Source organism: Methanothermococcus thermolithotrophicus DSM 2095 (assembly GCF_000376965.1).
Lineage (GTDB): Archaea > AGJL01 > Methanococci > Methanococcales > Methanococcaceae > Methanothermococcus > Methanothermococcus thermolithotrophicus.
This window is the reverse complement of sequence record NZ_AQXV01000049.1, coordinates 16,722-35,550: the sequence shown is the minus strand read 5'-3', so window position 1 is coordinate 35,550 and position 18,829 is coordinate 16,722. Positions and strand designations below refer to the sequence as shown.

The following is an 18,829-nucleotide window of genomic DNA, read 5'->3' as shown; positions in this document are numbered from 1 at the left end:
TAAAATTTTACAAAAGTTTTGATACCTTATCAAAAATAATATAAAATAATATAAAACCAAATAAACTCAAATACTCTTAAATTCTTGATAAAATGAGGTGATGAAGAATGGTATTTGAAAACCCATTATTACTTGGAGCAATAGGAGCAGGTTTAGCAGTAGGTATCGCAGGTTTAGGTTCTGGTATTGGTGCAGGTATTACTGGTGCCAGTGGTGCTGGAGTTGTAGCAGAAGACCCTAACAAATTCGGTACTGCAATAGTTTTCCAAGCTCTTCCACAGACCCAGGGTTTATATGGATTCTTGGTAGCTATCTTGATTTTATTCGTCTTTAAAACCGCACCAGACTGGGCAATGCTCGCAGCAGGTATTGGTACAGGTTTAGCAGGTTTATCTGCTATCGGTCAGGGAATCGCATCAGCTTCAGGTTTAGGAGCAGTTGCAGAAGACGAAGGTATCTTTGGTAAAGCTATGGTCTTCTCAGTTCTTCCAGAAACCCAGGCTATCTATGGTTTATTAGTAGCTATTTTGTTGTTAGTTGGTGTATTCAGTAGTCCTGGTGTATCAACAATTGCTGCACTTGGTGCTGGTTTAGCAGTTGGTTTCGCAGGTCTTTCAGGTATCGGTCAGGGTATTACCGCTGCTGGTGCTATTGGAGCTACTGCAAGAGATCCAGATGCTATGGGTAAAGGTCTTGTTTTAGCAGTTATGCCAGAAACATTCGCTATCTTCGGTTTGTTAATCGCGATCTTAATAATGCTCGGTATCATGTTCTAAGGAACGTATACTAAACATTTAAGGTCATCGTACCGAAGGGATACAAAAGTAAAAACTTTTGTTATCCTTACTTTTTAATAAACTTAATTCTGCAAGGTGGAAATAATGGGAGCGGAAAAAATAACTTCCAAAATATTGGACGATGCAAAAAAGAAAGCTGATGAAATTATATCAGAAGCTCAGAAAGAGGCTGACTCCATTTTAGAGAAGGCAAAGATGGACGCTGAAAAAAGAAAACAGAATATATTGAAGAAAGGAGAAAAAGAAGCTGAAATGGCAAAAAACAGAATAATAGCCGATGCTAAATTATCCGCAAAAAGAAAATCACTTGAAGAAAGAGAAAATATTCTTAAAATGGCTATTGAAAAATTAGAGGAAGACATGTTAAAATTACCTCAAAAAGAGAGCTATAAGGATATATTGTTAAAATTAATCATCAATGGAGTAATATCCGTTGGTGGCGGTGAATTAACACTACACTTAAACAAAAGAGATTTTGAATTAATTGATGATTCAACAATCTGGGCTATTGAAAAGGAAATGGAAGAAGTGTTGAAAAAAGTCACAATTTTAAAGAAAGGAGAATCAGTGGATATCGTAGGTGGATGTATTATAAAAACCGCCGACCAATTGAAAGTATGTGACAACAGTTTAGAATCAGTATTTGATAGGAATTCAGAGGCAATAAGGGCAAAAATAGCAGAGATGTTATTTTAAAGGTGATTCTAAATGGAAATACTGACACAAGTAACGCAGATTGCAAGTTTGCCAACCAATATATTTATGACATTGTTGGTATTGGCAGGTATCACCATATTTTTAGTAATTATTATATTCTTAATAAGATATTTGATAGAAACCGCCCCATTTGCCTATGTTAATGCAAGAGTAAGAAGTATGGAGTCCAGATTATTAAATGAGCATAAATTAAATGAGTTAATAGAAGCTACAGGAATAACTGATCTTATAGGATTTTTAGAAGACACAGATTATGGTCCATACCTTTCTGAAGTTATGAATCAATCCAGTGATTCTGTTATTGTTGAAAAGGCATTGAACATTCATTTGGCTCATATTTACAAGACACTATCAAATATTGTTCCAGACAGTGCAAAAAAAATATTAAAATTGCTTGAAAAGAAATTTGATGTAAAAAACATCAAAACGCTTTTAAGAGCCAAGTACGTTGGATTAGACGCAGAAGAAACCTTCAAATTGCTTATACCACTTGGCACCATCCCTGAAAGCAAGTTAAGGGAGCTAAGTGAAGCAAAAACCATTGAAGAAATTGTAAGTGGATTAGAAGGGACTGAATACGCTCACATACTCTCAGATGAGTTATCAAAATACGAACAAACCGGTAAGTTAACTTCACTTGAAATGTCACTGGATAAATACGTTCTTGGCGAGCTCTGGAAAAATATAAGTATTGACGGTACTGAGAAAGACTTGTTCAAAGAATTCGTTGGAACTATGATAGACATCGAAAACTTAAAGATGATATTAAAGGGTAAGGCAGACGGTTTATCATCAGAAATTATCTCAGAATATATAACAGATTTTGGATACGAACTTGCACCTTGGAAATTAAAGGAACTTGCAGATGCCGAATCCATTGAAGGTGTTATAAGTTCCTTGGAAGGCACAAAGTATGCTTCAATACTAACCGACAATCTTGAAGAATTTGAAAAGGCCAAAACTACATATGTATTTGAAAAGGCCCTTGACAAATACCTGGTAGAACTGGGTAGAAGGTTATCACTCAGACAGCCATTTGGTGTTGGACCAATAATTGGATTGATAACTTCAAAAGAATTGGAAGTAAGAAACTTGAAAATAATAATAAAAGGTAAAATCGAAGGATTGCCTGCCAGTCAAATTAGGGAATTGTTGGTTGAATAAAAAATCCATAAAGGGATATATATGAAAATTGGAGTAGTTGGAGGTCCAGATGTCGCTGTTGGATTCAGACTTGCTGGTCTTGAAGACGTTTACGAAGTTAAAAATAGTGAAGAAGCCATAAAGGCCCTTAAAGAACTTGAAAATAAGGATGATATCGGATTAATAATAACCACTGAAAAAATCGGTGAAGAAATTAGGGATATCATATCAAATTTAAAAAAAGTTGTTGTAGAGATTCCAGATAAAAACGGCCCAATAGTAAGAGAGCACGACCCAGTTAGAGTTCTTGTAAGAAAAGCAGTTGGAGTCGATATTAAGTAAGAATTCTGAGGTGAAAAAAATGGTTTTAGGTAAGATTATAAAGATATCTGGTCCTGTTGTCGTTGCCGAAGGAATGAAAGGTTCACAAATGTACGAAGTGGTTAGAGTAGGTAACGAAGGATTAACTGGAGAAATTATTCAGTTACAAGATGATAAAGCTGTTATTCAAGTTTACGAAGAAACTGCAGGTATAAAACCTGGAGAACCAGTTGAAGGTACAGGAGCTCCTCTTTCAGTTGAGCTCGGTCCTGGTATGATGAAAGCGATGTACGATGGTATTCAAAGGCCATTAACTGCAATCGAAACCGAAACTGGATCAATATTTATTCCAAGAGGTGTACATGTTCCTTCATTACCAAGGGATGTAAAATGGGACTTCACACCAACCGTAAACGTTGGGGATATAGTTAGCGAAGGAGACGTTATAGGTACAGTACCTGAAACCCCATCCATTATCCACAAAATAATGGTTCCAGTTGGTGTAAACGGTAAAGTAAAAGAAATAAAATCAGGAAGCTTTACCGTAGAAGAAACCGTTGCTGTTATTGAAACAGAAAACGGAGATAAAGAAGTTACAATGATGCAAAAGTGGCCAGTAAGAAAGCCAAGACCACACAAAGGAAAATTGCCACCAATTATCCCATTAATTACAGGTCAGAGGGTAGAAGATACATTCTTTGGTCTTGCTAAAGGAGGTACTTCAGCTATTCCTGGTCCATTCGGAAGTGGTAAAACTGTTACACAGCACCAGCTTGCTAAGTGGTCAGATGTTGACGTTGTGGTTTACATCGGATGTGGGGAAAGAGGAAACGAGATGACTGAAGTTATTGAAGAATTCCCACACTTGGAAGACATTAAAACAGGAAACAAGTTAATGGATAGGACTGTTTTAATTGCAAACACCTCAAACATGCCGGTTGCTGCGAGGGAAGCATCAGTTTACACAGGAATTACAATTGCAGAATACTTTAGAGACATGGGATACGGTGTTCTCTTAACTGCAGACTCAACCTCAAGATGGGCAGAGGCAATGAGAGAGATTTCAGGAAGATTGGAAGAAATGCCAGGGGAAGAAGGTTACCCTGCTTACCTTGCCTCAAGACTTGCACAGTTCTACGAAAGAGCTGGAAGAGTTAACTGTTTAGGTTCCGATGACAAGCAAGGATTTATCTGTATTGTTGGTGCTGTTTCACCACCTGGTGGTGACTTCTCAGAACCTGTTACATCAAACACTTTAAGGATTGTTAAGGTATTCTGGGCTCTTGATGCAAACTTAGCAAGAAGAAGACACTTCCCTGCTATCAACTGGTTACAGAGTTATTCATTATATATCGACGATATCGCATCCTGGTGGAATGAGAACACAGGAAGCGACTGGAGAGAATTAAGGGACGAAGCTATGAACCTCTTACAGAAAGAGGCTGAATTGCAAGAAATTGTTCAATTAGTTGGTCCTGATGCATTACCTGACAGAGAAAGAGTTATCTTGGAAATTGCAAGAATGCTGAGAGAAGACTTCTTACAACAAGATGCATTCAGCGATGTAGATAGCTACTGTTCACCAATGAAACAGTACACCATGTTAAAAGTAATTATGACGTTATACAGAAAAGCTTTAGATGCAGTATCAAAAGGTGTTGACCCAGCTGCAATTGCTAACATCCCAGTTAAAGGAGATATAGCAAGAATGAAATATGTTCCAGAAGATGAGTTCCTAAACAAAAAAGCCCCAGAAATCTTGAAAAAGATAGAAAACGAATTAAATGCTTTAATTAAATAAATACAACCTTTATAATTTAAATTTTGAAATATTATGGAGGGTTATCATGGACGCTATGGATAAAAGTATTGAGTACACCTCAGTTTCAAGAATAGCTGGTCCTTTAATGGTAGTTGACAAAATTGAAGGAGTAGCATACGGTGAAATTGTAGAAATTACCACCCCAGATGGAGAAAAGAGGACAGGTCAGGTTTTAGAAGCTAGAGGAAATATGGCTGTTGTTCAGGTTTTCGAAGGTACAACCGCATTGAACACAAACGAAACAAAAGTTAGATTCACAGGAGAAACCGCAAAAATTGGAGTATCCCTTGAAATGTTAGGTAGGATTTTCAACGGTGCAGGTAAACCAATTGACGGCGGTCCAGAAATTATCCCTGAAAAGAAATTGGACATTAACGGTTACCCATTAAACCCAGTTTCAAGAAACCCACCTAACGCTTTCGTTCAAACCGGTATCTCAACAATCGACGGTACAAACACACTTGTTAGAGGTCAGAAGTTACCTATCTTCTCAGGTTCAGGTTTACCACACAACACCTTAGCTGCACAAATTGCAAGACAGGCAAAAGTTAGAGGAGAAGGAGAACAGTTTGCGGTAGTATTCGCTGCAATGGGGATTACAAACGAAGAAGCAAACTACTTCATGGAAGAATTCAAAAAGACAGGAGCTCTAGAAAACGCTGTTGTTTTCATCAACTTGGCAAACGACCCTGCAATTGAAAGAATTATTACCCCAAGACTTGCTTTAACAACAGCAGAATACCTTGCATACGAAAAAGATATGCACGTTTTAGTTGTCTTAACTGATATGACAAACTACTGTGAAGCTTTAAGGGAAATTGCAGCAGCAAGAAACGAAGTTCCAGGAAGAAGAGGTTACCCTGGTTACATGTATACAGACTTGGCTACACTCTACGAAAGAGCAGGTAGAGTTAAAGGTAGAAAAGGAACCGTAACCCAGATTCCAATTTTAACAATGCCTCACGACGATATCACACACCCAATTCCTGACTTGACGGGTTACATTACCGAAGGACAGATAGTTCTTTCAAGAGAGCTCCACAGGAAAGGTATATACCCACCAGTAGATGTTTTACCATCACTTTCAAGATTGATGGGTAACGGTATTGGCGAAGGTAAAACAAGAGAAGACCACTCAAAAGTCATTAACCAAGCTTACGCTGCATACGCAGAAGGTAGAGGTTTAAGGGACTTAGTTGCAGTTGTCGGTGAAGAAGCTTTAACAGAAAGGGATAGAGCTTACTTGAAGTTTGCAGATGAATTTGAAAAGAAATTGGTTACACAAGGTAAAGACGAAGACAGAAGTATTGAAGAAACACTCGACTTAGTCTGGGAATTACTCACAATATTACCAGAAGAAGAATTGAAGAGAGTTTCAGATGATTTAATTAAGAAATACCACCCAAAATACAGAAAATAAACAAGAATTAATTCTCTAAATCTTTTTATTTTAATTATTTCTTAGTCCTGAGCTCATGAAATGAGGAGGAGCATAGGACTGTGAAATCTTTGATTTCACCAATTTATCAATTTTAGGGGGATAATATGGCACAAATAAACCCTACAAGGATGGAATTATTAAAACTAAAAAACAAAATTAAACTGGCTCAAAAGGGTCACAAACTTTTGAAACAGAAAAGGGATGCCCTCATAATGGAATTTTTTGAGATTATAGATCAGGCTTCAGGTATAAGAGATAAAGTAAATAACGCTCTCGAAAAAGCATACAAAGATCTAATAACCGCTCAAGCAGTTATGGGTACCCTTTCAGTAAAAGAAGCATCATTCGCTGCTAAGAATGACAATATCAACCTGGATAAAGATACAAGAAACATTATGGGTGTAACTGTTCCAGTATTCGAGATTGAAAATGTTAGAAGAGACATGTCCAGCAGAGGTTACAGCCCATACGGCGTATCATCAAAATTAGATGAAGCTGCAAAGAACTTTGAAGAAGCTTTGGAATTAATCGCAGAACTTGCAGAAATAGAAACTTCAATAAAGTTACTTGCTGAAGAAATCATCACTACAAAAAGAAGAGTTAATGCTCTTGAATACGTCGTAATTCCTAGAATGGAAGAAACTAGAAAGTACATATCCATGAGATTGGATGAATTGGAAAGAGAAAACTTCTTCAGATTGAAGATGATAAAAGCAAGAATAGATGCCAGAGAAGAATCTGGGGAAGAAGCATAATTGTATAAAAAATAGATTTCCAACTTCCCTTAGGGGATATTCAAACGGTGGTTATATATGTTCCGAATTACCGGAAAAATTAAACAGATCGAAGAACATATAGAAGAAAAAAAGAAGCCTACTGGAGAATTCAAATTAGAAATTGCTGCTAAAAAAGTCCAAATTATTGCAGCTGAAAGCGTAGAATTTAAAGCAGGTGAAACAAAACCTGTTAAAATAAAAAAAATAGACATTCCAGCAAAAGCTTTTGTTATCCTTTCAGTATACGCTCAGCACATAATAGGAAATACAATATATATTGGTGAAGAAATACCAGTACCATCTGACTCAGAAAGAAGTGCTGAATATGCAACATTTACTGCCATAAAAGATGGTGAAGTTAAAGAAGGGGACCTCATAGGAAGCCTCATGATGATATATGGCGAATAATCGCGTCGTTCTGAGAAATGTTAAGTACATTTATAATTAGTCAGAGCAGGTGAGCTCACGTTAGTCAAACGTTACTTACTATAGAACGACTAATTAATTATTAAGTTTTTATTTTAGATATCTATTTATATTATTTATTGAATACTCTTTTTTAGTGAAATTATGAGTATGGAACCGAATATAAACCCGGACCATGAAAGATATTCAATTAATAAATTTTTGCATAATTTAAATACCAATTTTAGAAGAAAAACTTTAAAAGAACTTTTGGAAGAAGAAAAACCTTACGTAATTGTAAATGGCCAGAGACACAGAATAAAAAAAAGAGAGCTCGAACTATTAAAAGAAATAGCAAGTGAAAATTTAAAAATACCTATAACTTTAGAATTCGATTCATCCTTAGAATGTGGAACTATAAAAGTAGAAGGGAAAGAAGAGATTAAAGTGGTTTCTAAAATATTGGGGAAGGAATTGGATATGTTCAATGAGGAGAAAATACTTTACATATACAAACCAGAACTTAGAATTTTAAGAAGGGAGCTCCCTACCACAACCATGTATTTATTTAGAATGGGACTAGATTAATAAATTTTCAACCCGAGCCTTTTAGAAAAAGGCTTGGATTGAACAAAAATCACGAAGTGATTTTTGTAGCTCTCCTTCGTTTCACTCAGGTGATTCCAAAACCTGATACTACTCAACGAAGTTGAGTAGGTATATATGGGCGGGCAGATCCTTTAAAACTAGGCCTTTTAGAAAATCGAGACAAATCTTTGATACGTATATTTATCCAATAAACAAGGTAAAATTATGCTGAAAAGAAAGAAGTACTACGGCAGAGATCCCATAAAAAGAATTATGAACGACCCTGAAAAAAGAGAAAAGATATATAAAATATTATTTATAGTAAATATATGGGTTTGGTTCTCTGTACTACTTGGTGCAATAATCTTCATAGTGTGGGCCTATAAATACTTAAGTCCTGCATAATAGGTGATTTTATGAACGAGTATGTCATATACTTTACAATGTTTGCTCTTTTAATTGGCGCATTTTCTTCATTAAAACTATCATTCCATAAAAATACATCAAATGTTTTAATTGGAGAAGGCCTAATGGCTGTAATCATAGCAACTTTTTTAGTTATTCTTTCGCAGTATTTTGAAGTGTCATTTGGAGAAACAGTTGCACTATTACTATTAGTTAGTGGTCCAATTGGGACAATGGCGTTTTCTAAGACTATGAAAAAAAGAATGGAGATTAAATTATAAGTATTATTTTTTCAACCAATTGATCTTATTTTTAAATATGGAATCTTTTTCCTCTTCATTATTGTTTAATTCGTTTTTATCTTCATTTTTATTATCTGCGTTACTGACGGTATTGGCATTATTATTGTTGTTATCGTGGTGGGACCTCATTGACTCTTTTTCTTTTTTCTTCTTCTCTAATTTTTCCTTGTCTAACTCAAAATCTTCTTCAACCTTAATAACATGGTTAGCTATGTTCTGAATTGCAGTACTAAATCCAGGTTCTGCCCCAACAACTATAATTTTTTTTCCTCTTTCTTTTGCCTTCCTAATTGCCGGAAGGAAATCCGCATCTCTTGTCATATATACGATTGTATCAATATTATCGTTGAAAATTAGTTCAGTACCGTCCACTGCCATTTCAACATCAACATCTCCCGCCGAAATCTTAGGTTCAAAACCTTGGTTAATAATAGCTTCAATTAACTTATCTGAAGCGTATTGATTCAAATAAACCCTGCCAATAACAATATCACCAAACTCATCTAATGCCTCTCTTATTTTATCCAAATCAACATTAAATTCCTTCCTCAGCATGTTTGGTCCGTCAATAAGTAACGCCATTTTATTAGTTCCTTTTTTGCCCCCCGTCCTCACATAAAACTTTTTCAAATTGCCTAATTTCTTCCACATTCTCTCACCATATAATTCCAAAAGTGATAATTAATCAAAATCATATTAAAAAATTAAATCCAATCCTGATGAAATAGAGAAAACCATGAAACAGGGTTTTCATCCAAAACCAATATAAACTGAAATCAAATATATATTATTTATTATCCAAATTCAATATCTTCTCGTATTTATCCTTGAGCTCCTTTAGATTAGACACTGTTGTATCAAGAGTTAAAGGAGTTAATGAAACATGATTTTTTCTTCTAACAACATAAACATCCGTACCTTCTTCTTCCTCCATTATTGGGTAACCATCTATCCAGTAGTAACTTCTACCTCTTGGATCTATTCTTTCCTCAACATGGGTTGTGTACATCTTTCTAGCCAATTTTGTAACTTCTATGGGTGTGTCCTCAGTGGCGTTTTCAGGGATGTTGAGATTAATCACATCACAGGGAAATTCCGAATCAATGAAATTTTTGACAACTTTTGCCGTAATTTTAGCAGCAGTTAAGAAATTAATGGGTGTTTCTCCTTCCCTAAATTTCAAATGATCGGTTGTTACCTGCAAGGATACTGCAATAGATTTTGCACCATGGTGAGCTCCTTCAAAAGCTGCTCCCAACGTCCCGGATGTAGTTATTTCAGTTCCCAAGTTTTCCCCTATATTTATACCGGAAATAACAAAATCAGGTATTTTTTTCAGTACCTCATATATTCCCAATATAACACAGTCTGTAGGCGTGCCTGAAACTGCATAACCATAAGAACCGTCCGATAGTTTAGTTTTCGTTATCCTTAAAGGTTCAAAAAGACTTATGGCTCTTCCAATACCACTTTGTTGGTTTGTAGGTGCTACAACGGTAACATTTGCATTCAGTTCATTAGTTAAAACGTTTTTTAATATCATTAAACCACTTGAATGTATCCCATCATCATTTACTAAAAGAATATCAACCATAAAATCACCACATAACATAATTATCTAACTATAATATTAATAATTATATAATAAAAACTTCTTAATTAATCTTCGGTGAGATTATGAAAAAGAGAAATATTACAGAATTTCAAATACTTTCAGAAATCGTTAGGAAGCAGCCACACATAAAGCAGAAAGAAATCGCAGAAGTTTTGGGCATAACAGTCCAAGGGGTATCTGAACACATAAGAAACCTGCTAAAAAAAGAATATATTAAATCAAGGGGAAGGGGAGAATATGTAATTACAGACAAGGGTATGCAGGCATTAAAGATATGGATTTCAGAGTTTAAAAACTACCTAAGTAATGTTAACCAGGATCTTTACAGATATAAAGATATTTGGCCCGCAATTGCTGACGAAGATTTGAAAGAAGGGGATAAAGTATATTTATACATGAAAAAAGGGTTTATCTGTGCGTCAAAAACTACAGAATCAGAAGCTACAGCAAAGGTATTTGAAGGAGGCAAAAAGGGAGAAGATATTGCAATCCATGAAATAAAAGGTTTTATAGATATTCCAAAAGGAAAAGTAACAATATTAAAAATACCTCCAAAAGTAAAAGGAGGTTCAAAAAACGTAAATTACAATTTAATTAAAAGAATATTAAATGAAAACAAAGATGCAGTTATAGCCACGATGGGAACTGTGGGAAACGTTGTAACTCAAAAATTAGGGCTTCATCCAGATATAAAATTTGCAGTTTCAGAAGGTATAGTGACTGCATGTAATAGAGGATGTGATGTTATAGCGCTAATTACTGGAAAAATGACTGAAAAAGTAGTTAAATCATTAAACAAAGAAAAAATAAGCTATACCGTATTGGATACGACAAAATCACTAGAAAATTAAAAAAATTAAAATTTAAAAAATAATATAAATAAAATAAATAAAAATATTTATCCAATTAAATTTTTTTCAATAATGGATCAACTGAGATTTGGTGAACACTTAATGCCAAGTCTTTTGGATCCATTCCCATTGCAAGACCTAAGAGCTGACTTAAGTGTAAAACAGGGAAGTTGTATTCTTTTCCGAATTTTTCTTTTATCTCAATCTGTCCTCTGTCAAACTGCAAATGGCAGAATGGACATACGTTTACTGTACAATCTGCACCAGCTTTTATCATGTTTTCAATTTTTTCATTTGTCATATCGAGGGATAATTCCAATTCTCTTGCTCTAACTCCACCACCAGCACCACAGCACATCATCTTGTCTGCATAAGGTACTGATTTTGCACCTGTAGCTTCTACAATTTCATCCAACATTACAGGTCTTTCAGCACTTCCTAAATGTTTTACATCAGTTGGTTTTAAGAAGTGGCATCCGTAGTGAACCCCTACGTTAATGTTTAATGGTCTTTCAACTTTTTCAGCAATTTTGTCTACACCAATATCGTTGTAGATCAATTCTGCAAAGTGTCTAACTTTAACATTGCCTTTGTATTCTTTTCCAACTTTATCGAGTTTTTCATTTACAAAGTTTAAAGCTTCCTTATTGTCATGCAACAAGTGAGCAGCTTCAAACAATGAACCATAACATCCGTTACATACGGTTACTATATCGACACCCATCTCTTCTGCGATACAGAGGTTTCTTGCAGCTAAAGTTAACCATGTTTTTTGGTCAAATGAACCAAATACACCAGGTGCAGGACAGCATGATGCACCTGTCATGTCTACTAATTCTACACCTAATTTTTCCATAACAGTTCTTGTAGCAGCTTCGACCCCTGCATATCTATTCGGCATAATACATCCAAGGAAAAAAGCATATTTCATTTTATCACCTAAAATTTATTTTTTATGTTAAGGGGGCCATCTCCATGTATCCATGAGATATGTGGAATTAAACAGCTCTGTTATTCCATAACTCGAAGATTTAATTTAACCCCCTGTTTTAAATTTAATATTGTAAATTGAATTAATTATTCTTTTAATGCTCCTTTTTCCCAGTCAAATCCTATTAATTCATCAAATCCTAATTCTTTAATTAAGGTATTCATTTCGTTTAAGTCCTTTTCACTGAACTGTGCAATTGGAGCTTTTTCAGATAAACCTATTGATTTTCTAAGTTCTGCAGTATTTTTGTTTGCAGGAACTGCATGACCGTATTTTAAAACATACATTGCAGTCATTTTATGAGCTTTTGCCATGTTTCCTTTTTGTGCAGCGAGATTTCTTATTGTTTTTATTATTTCAGTAACTTTAACATCCCTTGGACATCTTTCGTAACATGTGTAGCATGTTGTACATTTCCAGATATCGTCACTATCTAAAACATCATCCATTCCTAACAAAGCTTTTCTTATAACTTTTCTTGTTCTGTAGGATGTTCTTCTACCACTTGGGCAGCTTCCTGTACAGGTTCCACACTGGTAGCATGCCTTTAATGATGAAACCACATCATCTCCTGGTATAGGTGTTCCAGCTTCAATGATTTGTGATGCAAGATTTTTATTCAAATCACTACTATATATCATATTATCACCTCAGAATTATCATTTACATATATATCATATATTAATTATCAATCGATAACGTGTATAATACACAAGTATAATGAACCTAAACCATACAATGGATAAATACTTATATATATATACCTTTTCCATAAATAATATATACTTGATGGATTAGGTTTAGACTTTATTAATATATCCAAATTTAATCGGGTGATAGTATGAGGGAGATGATTCTTTCCGAATGTATAAACTTACTGAATAATCATAAATTCATCGTTTCACAGCCATTAGGTAGATCTTGCTTTGACCTAATTGCAAGAAAAAAAGATTCTAGATTCTTAATAAAAATACTAAAGAATATCGACAGTTTAAGTAAAGAACAGTCTGAAGAACTTATAAAAATATCCAGTATGGTAAATGCAGTACCTATCATAATTGGTACAAGGACTAGAAACTCCCCAATGGAAAATGGTGTAGTTTATGAACGTTACAATATAAAAGCAATAACCTATGATACTTTTGATTTATATTTGAAAGGAAGTCCTCCGGTAATATATGCACATCGGGGAGGTTTCTTCGTAAACATTGATGGAAACGTTCTAAAAGAAACCAGGGAAAAATTAAACATCTCAGTCAGTGAGTTAGCAGAATTTTCAAGAGTTTCCAAGAAAACTATCTACAAGTACGAACAAAATGCAGCAAATCCTGCAGTTGAAATAGCCTTAAAAATAGAAGAATATCTGGATGTTCCATTGGTTAAGGGAATACAACTGTCTGAATTCCCAAAAGAACTGGAAACTGAAAAAGAGAGTTTGGAAAATAAAAATAACTCAACAAATACTGAGGACTTCAAAATACAAATAATGGATATATTGGGAAATTTGGGATTTAATTTAGTCCCTACTAGAAAGGCCCCATTTGATGCAGTTGCAGAGAAACACAGAGAAGAGTATGATCAAAATATATTACTTACCAATATCGAAGAAACTGAGACCGCAGAAATAAGAAAAAAGGCATTAATCGTAAACGAAATATCTAAGATCTTAAACAGTCACTCATTACTAGTCTTAGAAAAAAAAGAAAGATACTACAAAAATTTGGCAGTAATTAGTATGAAGGAGCTCGAAAAAATGGACGACGCCGTAGCTCTAATAGAGTATATAAAAGAAATGATTAAATGATAAATATATTTTTTATTCCCAATGATTTCTATTATTTTATACCAGATAAAATAAAAATAAAATTTTAAATATCTATTGGTTCTCCTATTTTCGGAATAATTACATCTACTCCAAACCCTTCCACTAATCTCTTAAATTCAGCGACATTTGTCTCAATCAATGGGAACGTATTATAGTGCATAGGGATAACAACTTCAGGGTAAATTAACTCAATTGCTACCAGGGCCTCTTTAATATCCATGGTGTATCTACCACCTATTGGTAACAATGCTATGGATGGAGAATAAAGTTCTCCGATCAATTCCATATCCCTAAATACACCTGTATCTCCAGCATGGTAAATTCTATCATTTATTACATACCCTCCTGCCACCCCTCCAGGGGTGCATGTATCTATATCTGAAGAATGTTCTGCCCTAACCATGGTTAATTTGGCATTGTTAATATTTAACGTACCGCCTATGTTCATACCTTCTGCTTTAACTCCTTTTTCACACAAATATACTGAAATTTCATGGTTTGAAACAACAGGGACATCGTATTCTTTTGAAAGCAATTCTGAATTCCCCAAGTGGTCAGCATGACCGTGAGTTACGGCTATAACATTTACTCCATCCATTATCTCGTCAAAGGAAATATCACACATAGGATTTGGAATAAATGGATCCACTAAAACATTATCTATTTTAAAACATGCATGTCCATACCATGTTATCATAATACCCACCTACTTTTTATATGTGTCTACAATATATCCCTTGAAACTTATAAAATTACGTGTTTTAAAAAAGCATGTAAAAAATATATAACTACTATGATATTCCATATAGGTGGACACCTAAACTTAAAAACAACCTCAGTATTTTATTCAATTGTTCGTTCAACAGTATTTTAAAATAACCTCAACCGTTGGGGATTTAAAACGCAAGTTTAAAAAGTTGCATCCAAACAGTACACTTATAAGAACAATTGAAGGGAATAGGAACTTAAAACCTTTAGTTTTAAATTTCTTCATTTCTCGACGAAATCTGCAAGTTTTGTGAGTCTATCTCATAGGTTCCTTAGCAAATTATTAGAAATCTTAATGAATAACGCCCCCGTCGGGATTTGAACCCGAGTCCACGGATCCGCAGTCCGCGAGTCTGTCCAGACTAGCCTACGGGGGCAAGATATGACAGTTCAACAATTTTAACGATTAAACGACTCGGATATATATAATTATGGAATTTATATTTAACTATTTTTTAATATGTCATTTATTTATTACTAAATTTTATATATGAAATACGTGAATGATATTCATCAAACGATTAGTATTTAAAATATTAAAGGCATTAAAATAATATTTGGTTAGTCCCTACAAAGTTTAACTAATTCATTTACCAAATTTCTTTGTATCCTGCCTTCGTTTCTGTCTCCTTTGGTACATGCAGCCCCTCTAACCCCTACAATATCACAGCCAATATCCTTTAAAATAGGAATTTCTTCCTTCTTTATGGAACCTGCAAGGGCGCATTTCATTCCATAGGCGTGTGTCTCATTTATAAATTCCTCAAGTAACTTCTCATTTAAATGATCAAACAATGTTTTACCATCCTTAACCGCAGTATCTAACATTGCAACATCGCACCCAGCATCCCTAGCAATTTTAGGGATAACTAATGGATCAACAGCTCCCACCCTGTATGCATCTGCATATCCTGCAGCTACAACTATCTTCTTCTCATCAAAATCCTTAACTGCCTTTGTAACTTTTTCCATCAAGTCCAATGATTGACTATAGGATTTTGTCCCATAGAGTCCTACCTTTATGTAATCTGCACCACTTACACAAGCCCCCAAGGCGGCAAGTGAAGCTGTACCTGGCTTATATGGAACATCCCCTATTGTAGCACTAACTAACCTGTTTTCAGGTGTTACTTCCTTTATTTGCTTTATCACCCATGGGAAGTTAGCACCTAACGAACCTTCTGGAGGGTTTTTAACGTCTATAATATCGGCTCCACCTTCAATTGCTTCAATTGCTTCATTAACATCTTTAGGACTAACTAGTATAATCACAATTTCACCCAAAACCTTAACTTAGAATCCTGACAACTTAAAGTATATAAGCTTTAAAAGTATTTATTAGTAAGCCAATAATAAGTTACAATATTGAAAAACTATTTAATATATAAAAATTTAACGATTGAATATATAATACAGAAACACTATCTTTAACGATACAAATTTATATATCCATACCATATGGAATTTATTTTTTAAATATATATCAATTTACAATTGAAGGTGTTATGATGGACTTTTCCATTGTGATCGGATACATTTCACTTCTGTTAGTATTCGGGTCAATAATAGCAAAAATAGGGGAAAAGATAAATATTCCAGATATACCTCTACTGTTAATATTTGGTTTAATTGTCGGACCCTTTACAGGAATCATATCTCCAATACATGCTCAAAACATTTTTGCATTTGTCGGTAATGTTGGTTTAATAATCATTTTATTAGTTGGAGCTTTTGAAATGAGATGGATTGTTTTAAAGCGAGTATTAAAAACGGTCTTAAAACTCGATACAATAGCATTGGTACTGTCTCTATTTATTTCAGGACTAATATTCAATTTAGTTTTTAACATTCCATACAATAACCCTGTGGGATATCTGTACGGTGCAGTTAACAGTGCCACAGATCCTGCGACATTGATACCAATATTTTCAAAATCCGATATAGATCCGGAAATAGCTGTTACACTTGAAGCTGAAAGTGTATTTAATGATCCATTAGGTATCGTAACTACAACGTTAGGTTTATCGGTATTAGGTCTATCTGAAAAGGTAAATCCAATATTGGACTTTTTAGCACTTGCATTTGGTGGAGCTCTTCTTGGATACGTTGGAGGAAGAATCTTTGAAGCTACAGTTTTAGCAGGAGAATTTGAAGAGTATATTGCACCATTCAGTGTTGGAATGGCTTTAGCACTGTGGTACTTTGGAGAAGTAATATTCTCAAAAATTACAGGATATGAGCTAAGTGGATTTATGGCTGTAGCCATAATGGGGCTTTACATAGGTAATGTTCTTACAAAATATCCTACAAAGTCCAGGGAAGTTGAAAAAATAGCCGAATTTTGTACGGACTTATCAACTGTAGTAAGAATTTTGATTTTTGTATTCTTAGGTGCCAGTATGAGCTTACCACTTCTTCAAAAATTCGGAGCTCTTGGATTACTATGTGCAATTGGTTCAGTATTTATCGCAAGACCTATAGGCGTTTTAGTTGCAACTTCAATACCTCCTATAAGGTCAATAAAAGAAAGGATATACTTTGCTCTTGAAGGACCAAGAGGTGTAGTTCCCGCAGCACTTGCTGCAACAATATACTCTGCTATAATGGGAAACCCTCACGTAATACCCTCCTATATATCACAATACATACCTCCTGAAACAATAGCTGGTTCAATACTTGTGGTCACCTTTATGACGATATTTATAAGCGTAGTTATTGAAGCTTCCTGGGCCAACATCTTGGCTGAAAAACTCCTTAAGTAAGCTTTTGGGTGATTGAATGGAAAAAAATAGAAGGATTAAAAAAATATGCGTAATAGGTCTTGGTTATATCGGGCTGCCAACTGCCTCAATGCTTGCAAACCATGGATTTGACGTAATTGGGGTGGATATCGATGAAAAAAGAGTTAGTGCCATAAAAGAAGGAAGATTAATAATCGAAGAACCTGGATTAATGACTCTTGTAAAAGGTGCAATAAATTCAGAAAACCTCAAGGTTAAAACAGAACCTGAAGAAGCCGATGCATTCATCATATGTGTTCCCACCCCTGCAACACCTAATGAAGATGGATCTAAGAAATGTGACTTAAGCTGTGTATTAAGTGTGGCAGAAAAGATTAAGCCATACTTAAAAGATGGAAATCTATTGGTAATTGAAAGCACCATACCTCCAAAAACCACTGAGCTCGTATATAGTTTAATTCAAAAAGATATATATGTGGCATACTGTCCAGAAAGGGTTCTTCCTGGAAAAATATTAAAAGAGTTAGTTGAAAACGACAGGATTATTGGGGGAATAACCAGAGAATCTGCAGAACTTGCAGGTGAAATTTACAAGACTTTTGTAGAAGGGGATATTTACCTGACAGATTCAACTACTGCAGAAATGGTAAAATTGATGGAGAACACATACAGGGACGTGAATATCGCCCTTGCAAATGATTTTGCAAAAGTATGTAATGAAGTAGGTGTAAATGTTTGGGAAGCCATAGATCTTGCAAATAAACATCCCAGAGTAGATATATTAAAACCAGGACCTGGTGTAGGTGGCCATTGTATAAGCATAGATCCTTGGTTCATAGTCGAAAAGTCCAAAAATGCTAAATTAATAAGAATGGCCAGGGAATTAAATGAAGAAATGCCAAACTATGTGGCCAATCTAATTTTAAAAGAGATAGAAAAATTAAATGTTAAAAATCCAAAAGTAAGTATTTTTGGGGTTACTTACAAAGGAAATGTGGAAGATACAAGGGAAAGTCCTTCTAAAAAAGTTATTGATGTTCTTTTATCTAAAAATATTAACGTTTCAATATACGATCCCCATGCAAAAATCTTTGAATATCCATTGGATAGTTTAGAGAATAGTATCGTTGATTCAGATTGTATTGTTTTTCTAACCGATCATGATGAATTTAAAAACTTCAAAAAGGAAGAGCTCGAAAGCATGTATTCAAAAATGAGAAATAAAATTGTAATAGATACTAGAAACATTTTAAATCATGACTTATGGGGGGAATCTAAATTCGATGTTAAACTATTAGGGAACGGGAGAACTTGGTGAAAT

The 18,829-nt window shown here is 34.7% G+C and carries 21 protein-coding genes and 1 tRNA gene; 15 read left to right on the top strand and 7 right to left on the bottom strand.

What is annotated here, in order from left to right; translation table 11 throughout:
- Window positions 1-107 precede the first annotated feature (107 nt).
- The 11 genes from F555_RS0105235 (at window position 108) to F555_RS0105185 (ending at window position 8,696) form a co-directional block, all read left to right on the top strand.
- Window positions 108-776, top strand: coding sequence for an ATP synthase subunit K (locus tag F555_RS0105235; RefSeq protein WP_018154168.1), 669 nt, complete (start codon window positions 108-110; stop codon window positions 774-776).
- A 105-nt stretch (window positions 777-881) separates the two neighbouring features.
- Window positions 882-1,493: a V-type proton ATPase subunit E gene (locus tag F555_RS0105230; RefSeq protein ID WP_018154167.1), complete on the top strand. Its 612-nt coding sequence runs from the start codon at window positions 882-884 to the stop codon at window positions 1,491-1,493.
- A 12-nt stretch (window positions 1,494-1,505) separates the two neighbouring features.
- Entirely contained in the window at window positions 1,506-2,678 is a 1,173-nt protein-coding gene (locus F555_RS0105225) for a V-type ATP synthase subunit C (RefSeq protein ID WP_018154166.1), read from the top strand.
- A gap of 21 nt (window positions 2,679-2,699) precedes the next feature.
- Window positions 2,700-2,999, top strand: a complete 300-nt coding sequence (locus tag F555_RS0105220; RefSeq protein ID WP_018154165.1) for a V-type ATP synthase subunit F — start codon at window positions 2,700-2,702, stop codon at window positions 2,997-2,999.
- A 19-nt stretch (window positions 3,000-3,018) separates the two neighbouring features.
- Entirely contained in the window at window positions 3,019-4,779 is a 1,761-nt protein-coding gene (locus F555_RS0105215; protein ID WP_018154164.1) for an ATP synthase subunit A, read from the top strand.
- Between the two features lie 46 nt (window positions 4,780-4,825).
- A complete protein-coding gene (locus F555_RS0105210; protein ID WP_018154163.1) occupies window positions 4,826-6,220 on the top strand; it encodes an ATP synthase subunit B in 1,395 nt (464 codons plus the stop codon).
- A gap of 125 nt (window positions 6,221-6,345) precedes the next feature.
- Window positions 6,346-6,996, top strand: a complete 651-nt coding sequence (locus F555_RS0105205) for a V-type ATP synthase subunit D (RefSeq protein ID WP_018154162.1) — start codon at window positions 6,346-6,348, stop codon at window positions 6,994-6,996.
- 57 nt (window positions 6,997-7,053) lie between these two features.
- Entirely contained in the window at window positions 7,054-7,425 is a 372-nt protein-coding gene (locus tag F555_RS0105200) for a DUF22 domain-containing protein (RefSeq protein ID WP_018154161.1), read from the top strand.
- Window positions 7,426-7,587: 162 nt separating this feature from the next.
- On the top strand, window positions 7,588-8,010 hold the full coding sequence (locus F555_RS0105195; protein WP_018154160.1) for a DUF61 family protein: 423 nt from the start codon (window positions 7,588-7,590) through the stop codon (window positions 8,008-8,010).
- A gap of 225 nt (window positions 8,011-8,235) precedes the next feature.
- The gene (locus F555_RS0105190; RefSeq protein ID WP_018154159.1) at window positions 8,236-8,415 is read left to right on the top strand and encodes a hypothetical protein; all 180 of its coding nucleotides are present in this window, start codon (window positions 8,236-8,238) and stop codon (window positions 8,413-8,415) included.
- Between the two features lie 11 nt (window positions 8,416-8,426).
- Window positions 8,427-8,696 (top strand): hypothetical protein, encoded by a 270-nt coding sequence (locus tag F555_RS0105185; RefSeq protein ID WP_018154158.1) that lies wholly within the window; start codon window positions 8,427-8,429, stop codon window positions 8,694-8,696.
- 3 nt (window positions 8,697-8,699) lie between these two features.
- Here F555_RS0105185 and F555_RS0105180 read toward each other — a convergent pair whose 3' ends face one another.
- Both F555_RS0105180 and surE read right to left on the bottom strand, forming a co-directional pair.
- On the bottom strand, window positions 8,700-9,368 hold the full coding sequence (locus tag F555_RS0105180; RefSeq protein ID WP_018154157.1) for a TIGR00288 family NYN domain-containing protein: 669 nt from the start codon (window positions 9,366-9,368) through the stop codon (window positions 8,700-8,702).
- A 136-nt stretch (window positions 9,369-9,504) separates the two neighbouring features.
- The gene (gene surE / locus F555_RS0105175; RefSeq protein ID WP_018154156.1) at window positions 9,505-10,311 is read right to left on the bottom strand and encodes a 5'/3'-nucleotidase SurE; all 807 of its coding nucleotides are present in this window, start codon (window positions 10,309-10,311) and stop codon (window positions 9,505-9,507) included.
- Window positions 10,312-10,394: 83 nt separating this feature from the next.
- Between surE and F555_RS0105170 the strand changes: the two genes are divergently transcribed.
- Window positions 10,395-11,183, top strand: a complete 789-nt coding sequence (locus F555_RS0105170) for a DUF7839 domain-containing protein (protein WP_018154155.1) — start codon at window positions 10,395-10,397, stop codon at window positions 11,181-11,183.
- Window positions 11,184-11,238: 55 nt separating this feature from the next.
- Here F555_RS0105170 and hdrB read toward each other — a convergent pair whose 3' ends face one another.
- The gene (gene hdrB / locus F555_RS0105165; RefSeq protein ID WP_018154154.1) at window positions 11,239-12,114 is read right to left on the bottom strand and encodes a CoB--CoM heterodisulfide reductase subunit B; all 876 of its coding nucleotides are present in this window, start codon (window positions 12,112-12,114) and stop codon (window positions 11,239-11,241) included.
- 146 nt (window positions 12,115-12,260) lie between these two features.
- A complete protein-coding gene (hdrC, locus tag F555_RS0105160) occupies window positions 12,261-12,815 on the bottom strand; it encodes a CoB--CoM heterodisulfide reductase subunit C (protein ID WP_018154153.1) in 555 nt (184 codons plus the stop codon).
- A 200-nt stretch (window positions 12,816-13,015) separates the two neighbouring features.
- Here hdrC and F555_RS0105155 point away from each other — a divergent pair, with 200 nt between their 5' ends.
- Window positions 13,016-13,978 (top strand): transcriptional regulator, encoded by a 963-nt coding sequence (locus F555_RS0105155; protein ID WP_018154152.1) that lies wholly within the window; start codon window positions 13,016-13,018, stop codon window positions 13,976-13,978.
- Between the two features lie 64 nt (window positions 13,979-14,042).
- On the opposite strand, the gene F555_RS0105150 is transcribed toward F555_RS0105155, so the two are convergent.
- From F555_RS0105150 to F555_RS0105140, 3 genes are all read right to left on the bottom strand, one after another.
- Window positions 14,043-14,696 (bottom strand): metal-dependent hydrolase, encoded by a 654-nt coding sequence (locus F555_RS0105150; protein WP_018154151.1) that lies wholly within the window; start codon window positions 14,694-14,696, stop codon window positions 14,043-14,045.
- A gap of 374 nt (window positions 14,697-15,070) precedes the next feature.
- A tRNA-Arg gene (locus tag F555_RS0105145) sits at window positions 15,071-15,144 on the bottom strand.
- 184 nt (window positions 15,145-15,328) lie between these two features.
- Window positions 15,329-16,039, bottom strand: coding sequence for a (5-formylfuran-3-yl)methyl phosphate synthase (locus F555_RS0105140; protein ID WP_018154150.1), 711 nt, complete (start codon window positions 16,037-16,039; stop codon window positions 15,329-15,331).
- A 236-nt stretch (window positions 16,040-16,275) separates the two neighbouring features.
- Between F555_RS0105140 and F555_RS0105135 the strand changes: the two genes are divergently transcribed.
- Together F555_RS0105135 and F555_RS0105130 are read left to right on the top strand one after the other, a co-directional pair.
- Window positions 16,276-17,529 carry a cation:proton antiporter gene (locus F555_RS0105135; RefSeq protein WP_018154149.1) on the top strand — a complete coding sequence of 418 codons (1,254 nt, stop codon included), beginning with the start codon at window positions 16,276-16,278 and terminating at the stop codon, window positions 17,527-17,529.
- A gap of 16 nt (window positions 17,530-17,545) precedes the next feature.
- A complete protein-coding gene (locus tag F555_RS0105130; RefSeq protein ID WP_018154148.1) occupies window positions 17,546-18,826 on the top strand; it encodes a nucleotide sugar dehydrogenase in 1,281 nt (426 codons plus the stop codon).
- Window positions 18,827-18,829 lie beyond the last annotated feature (3 nt).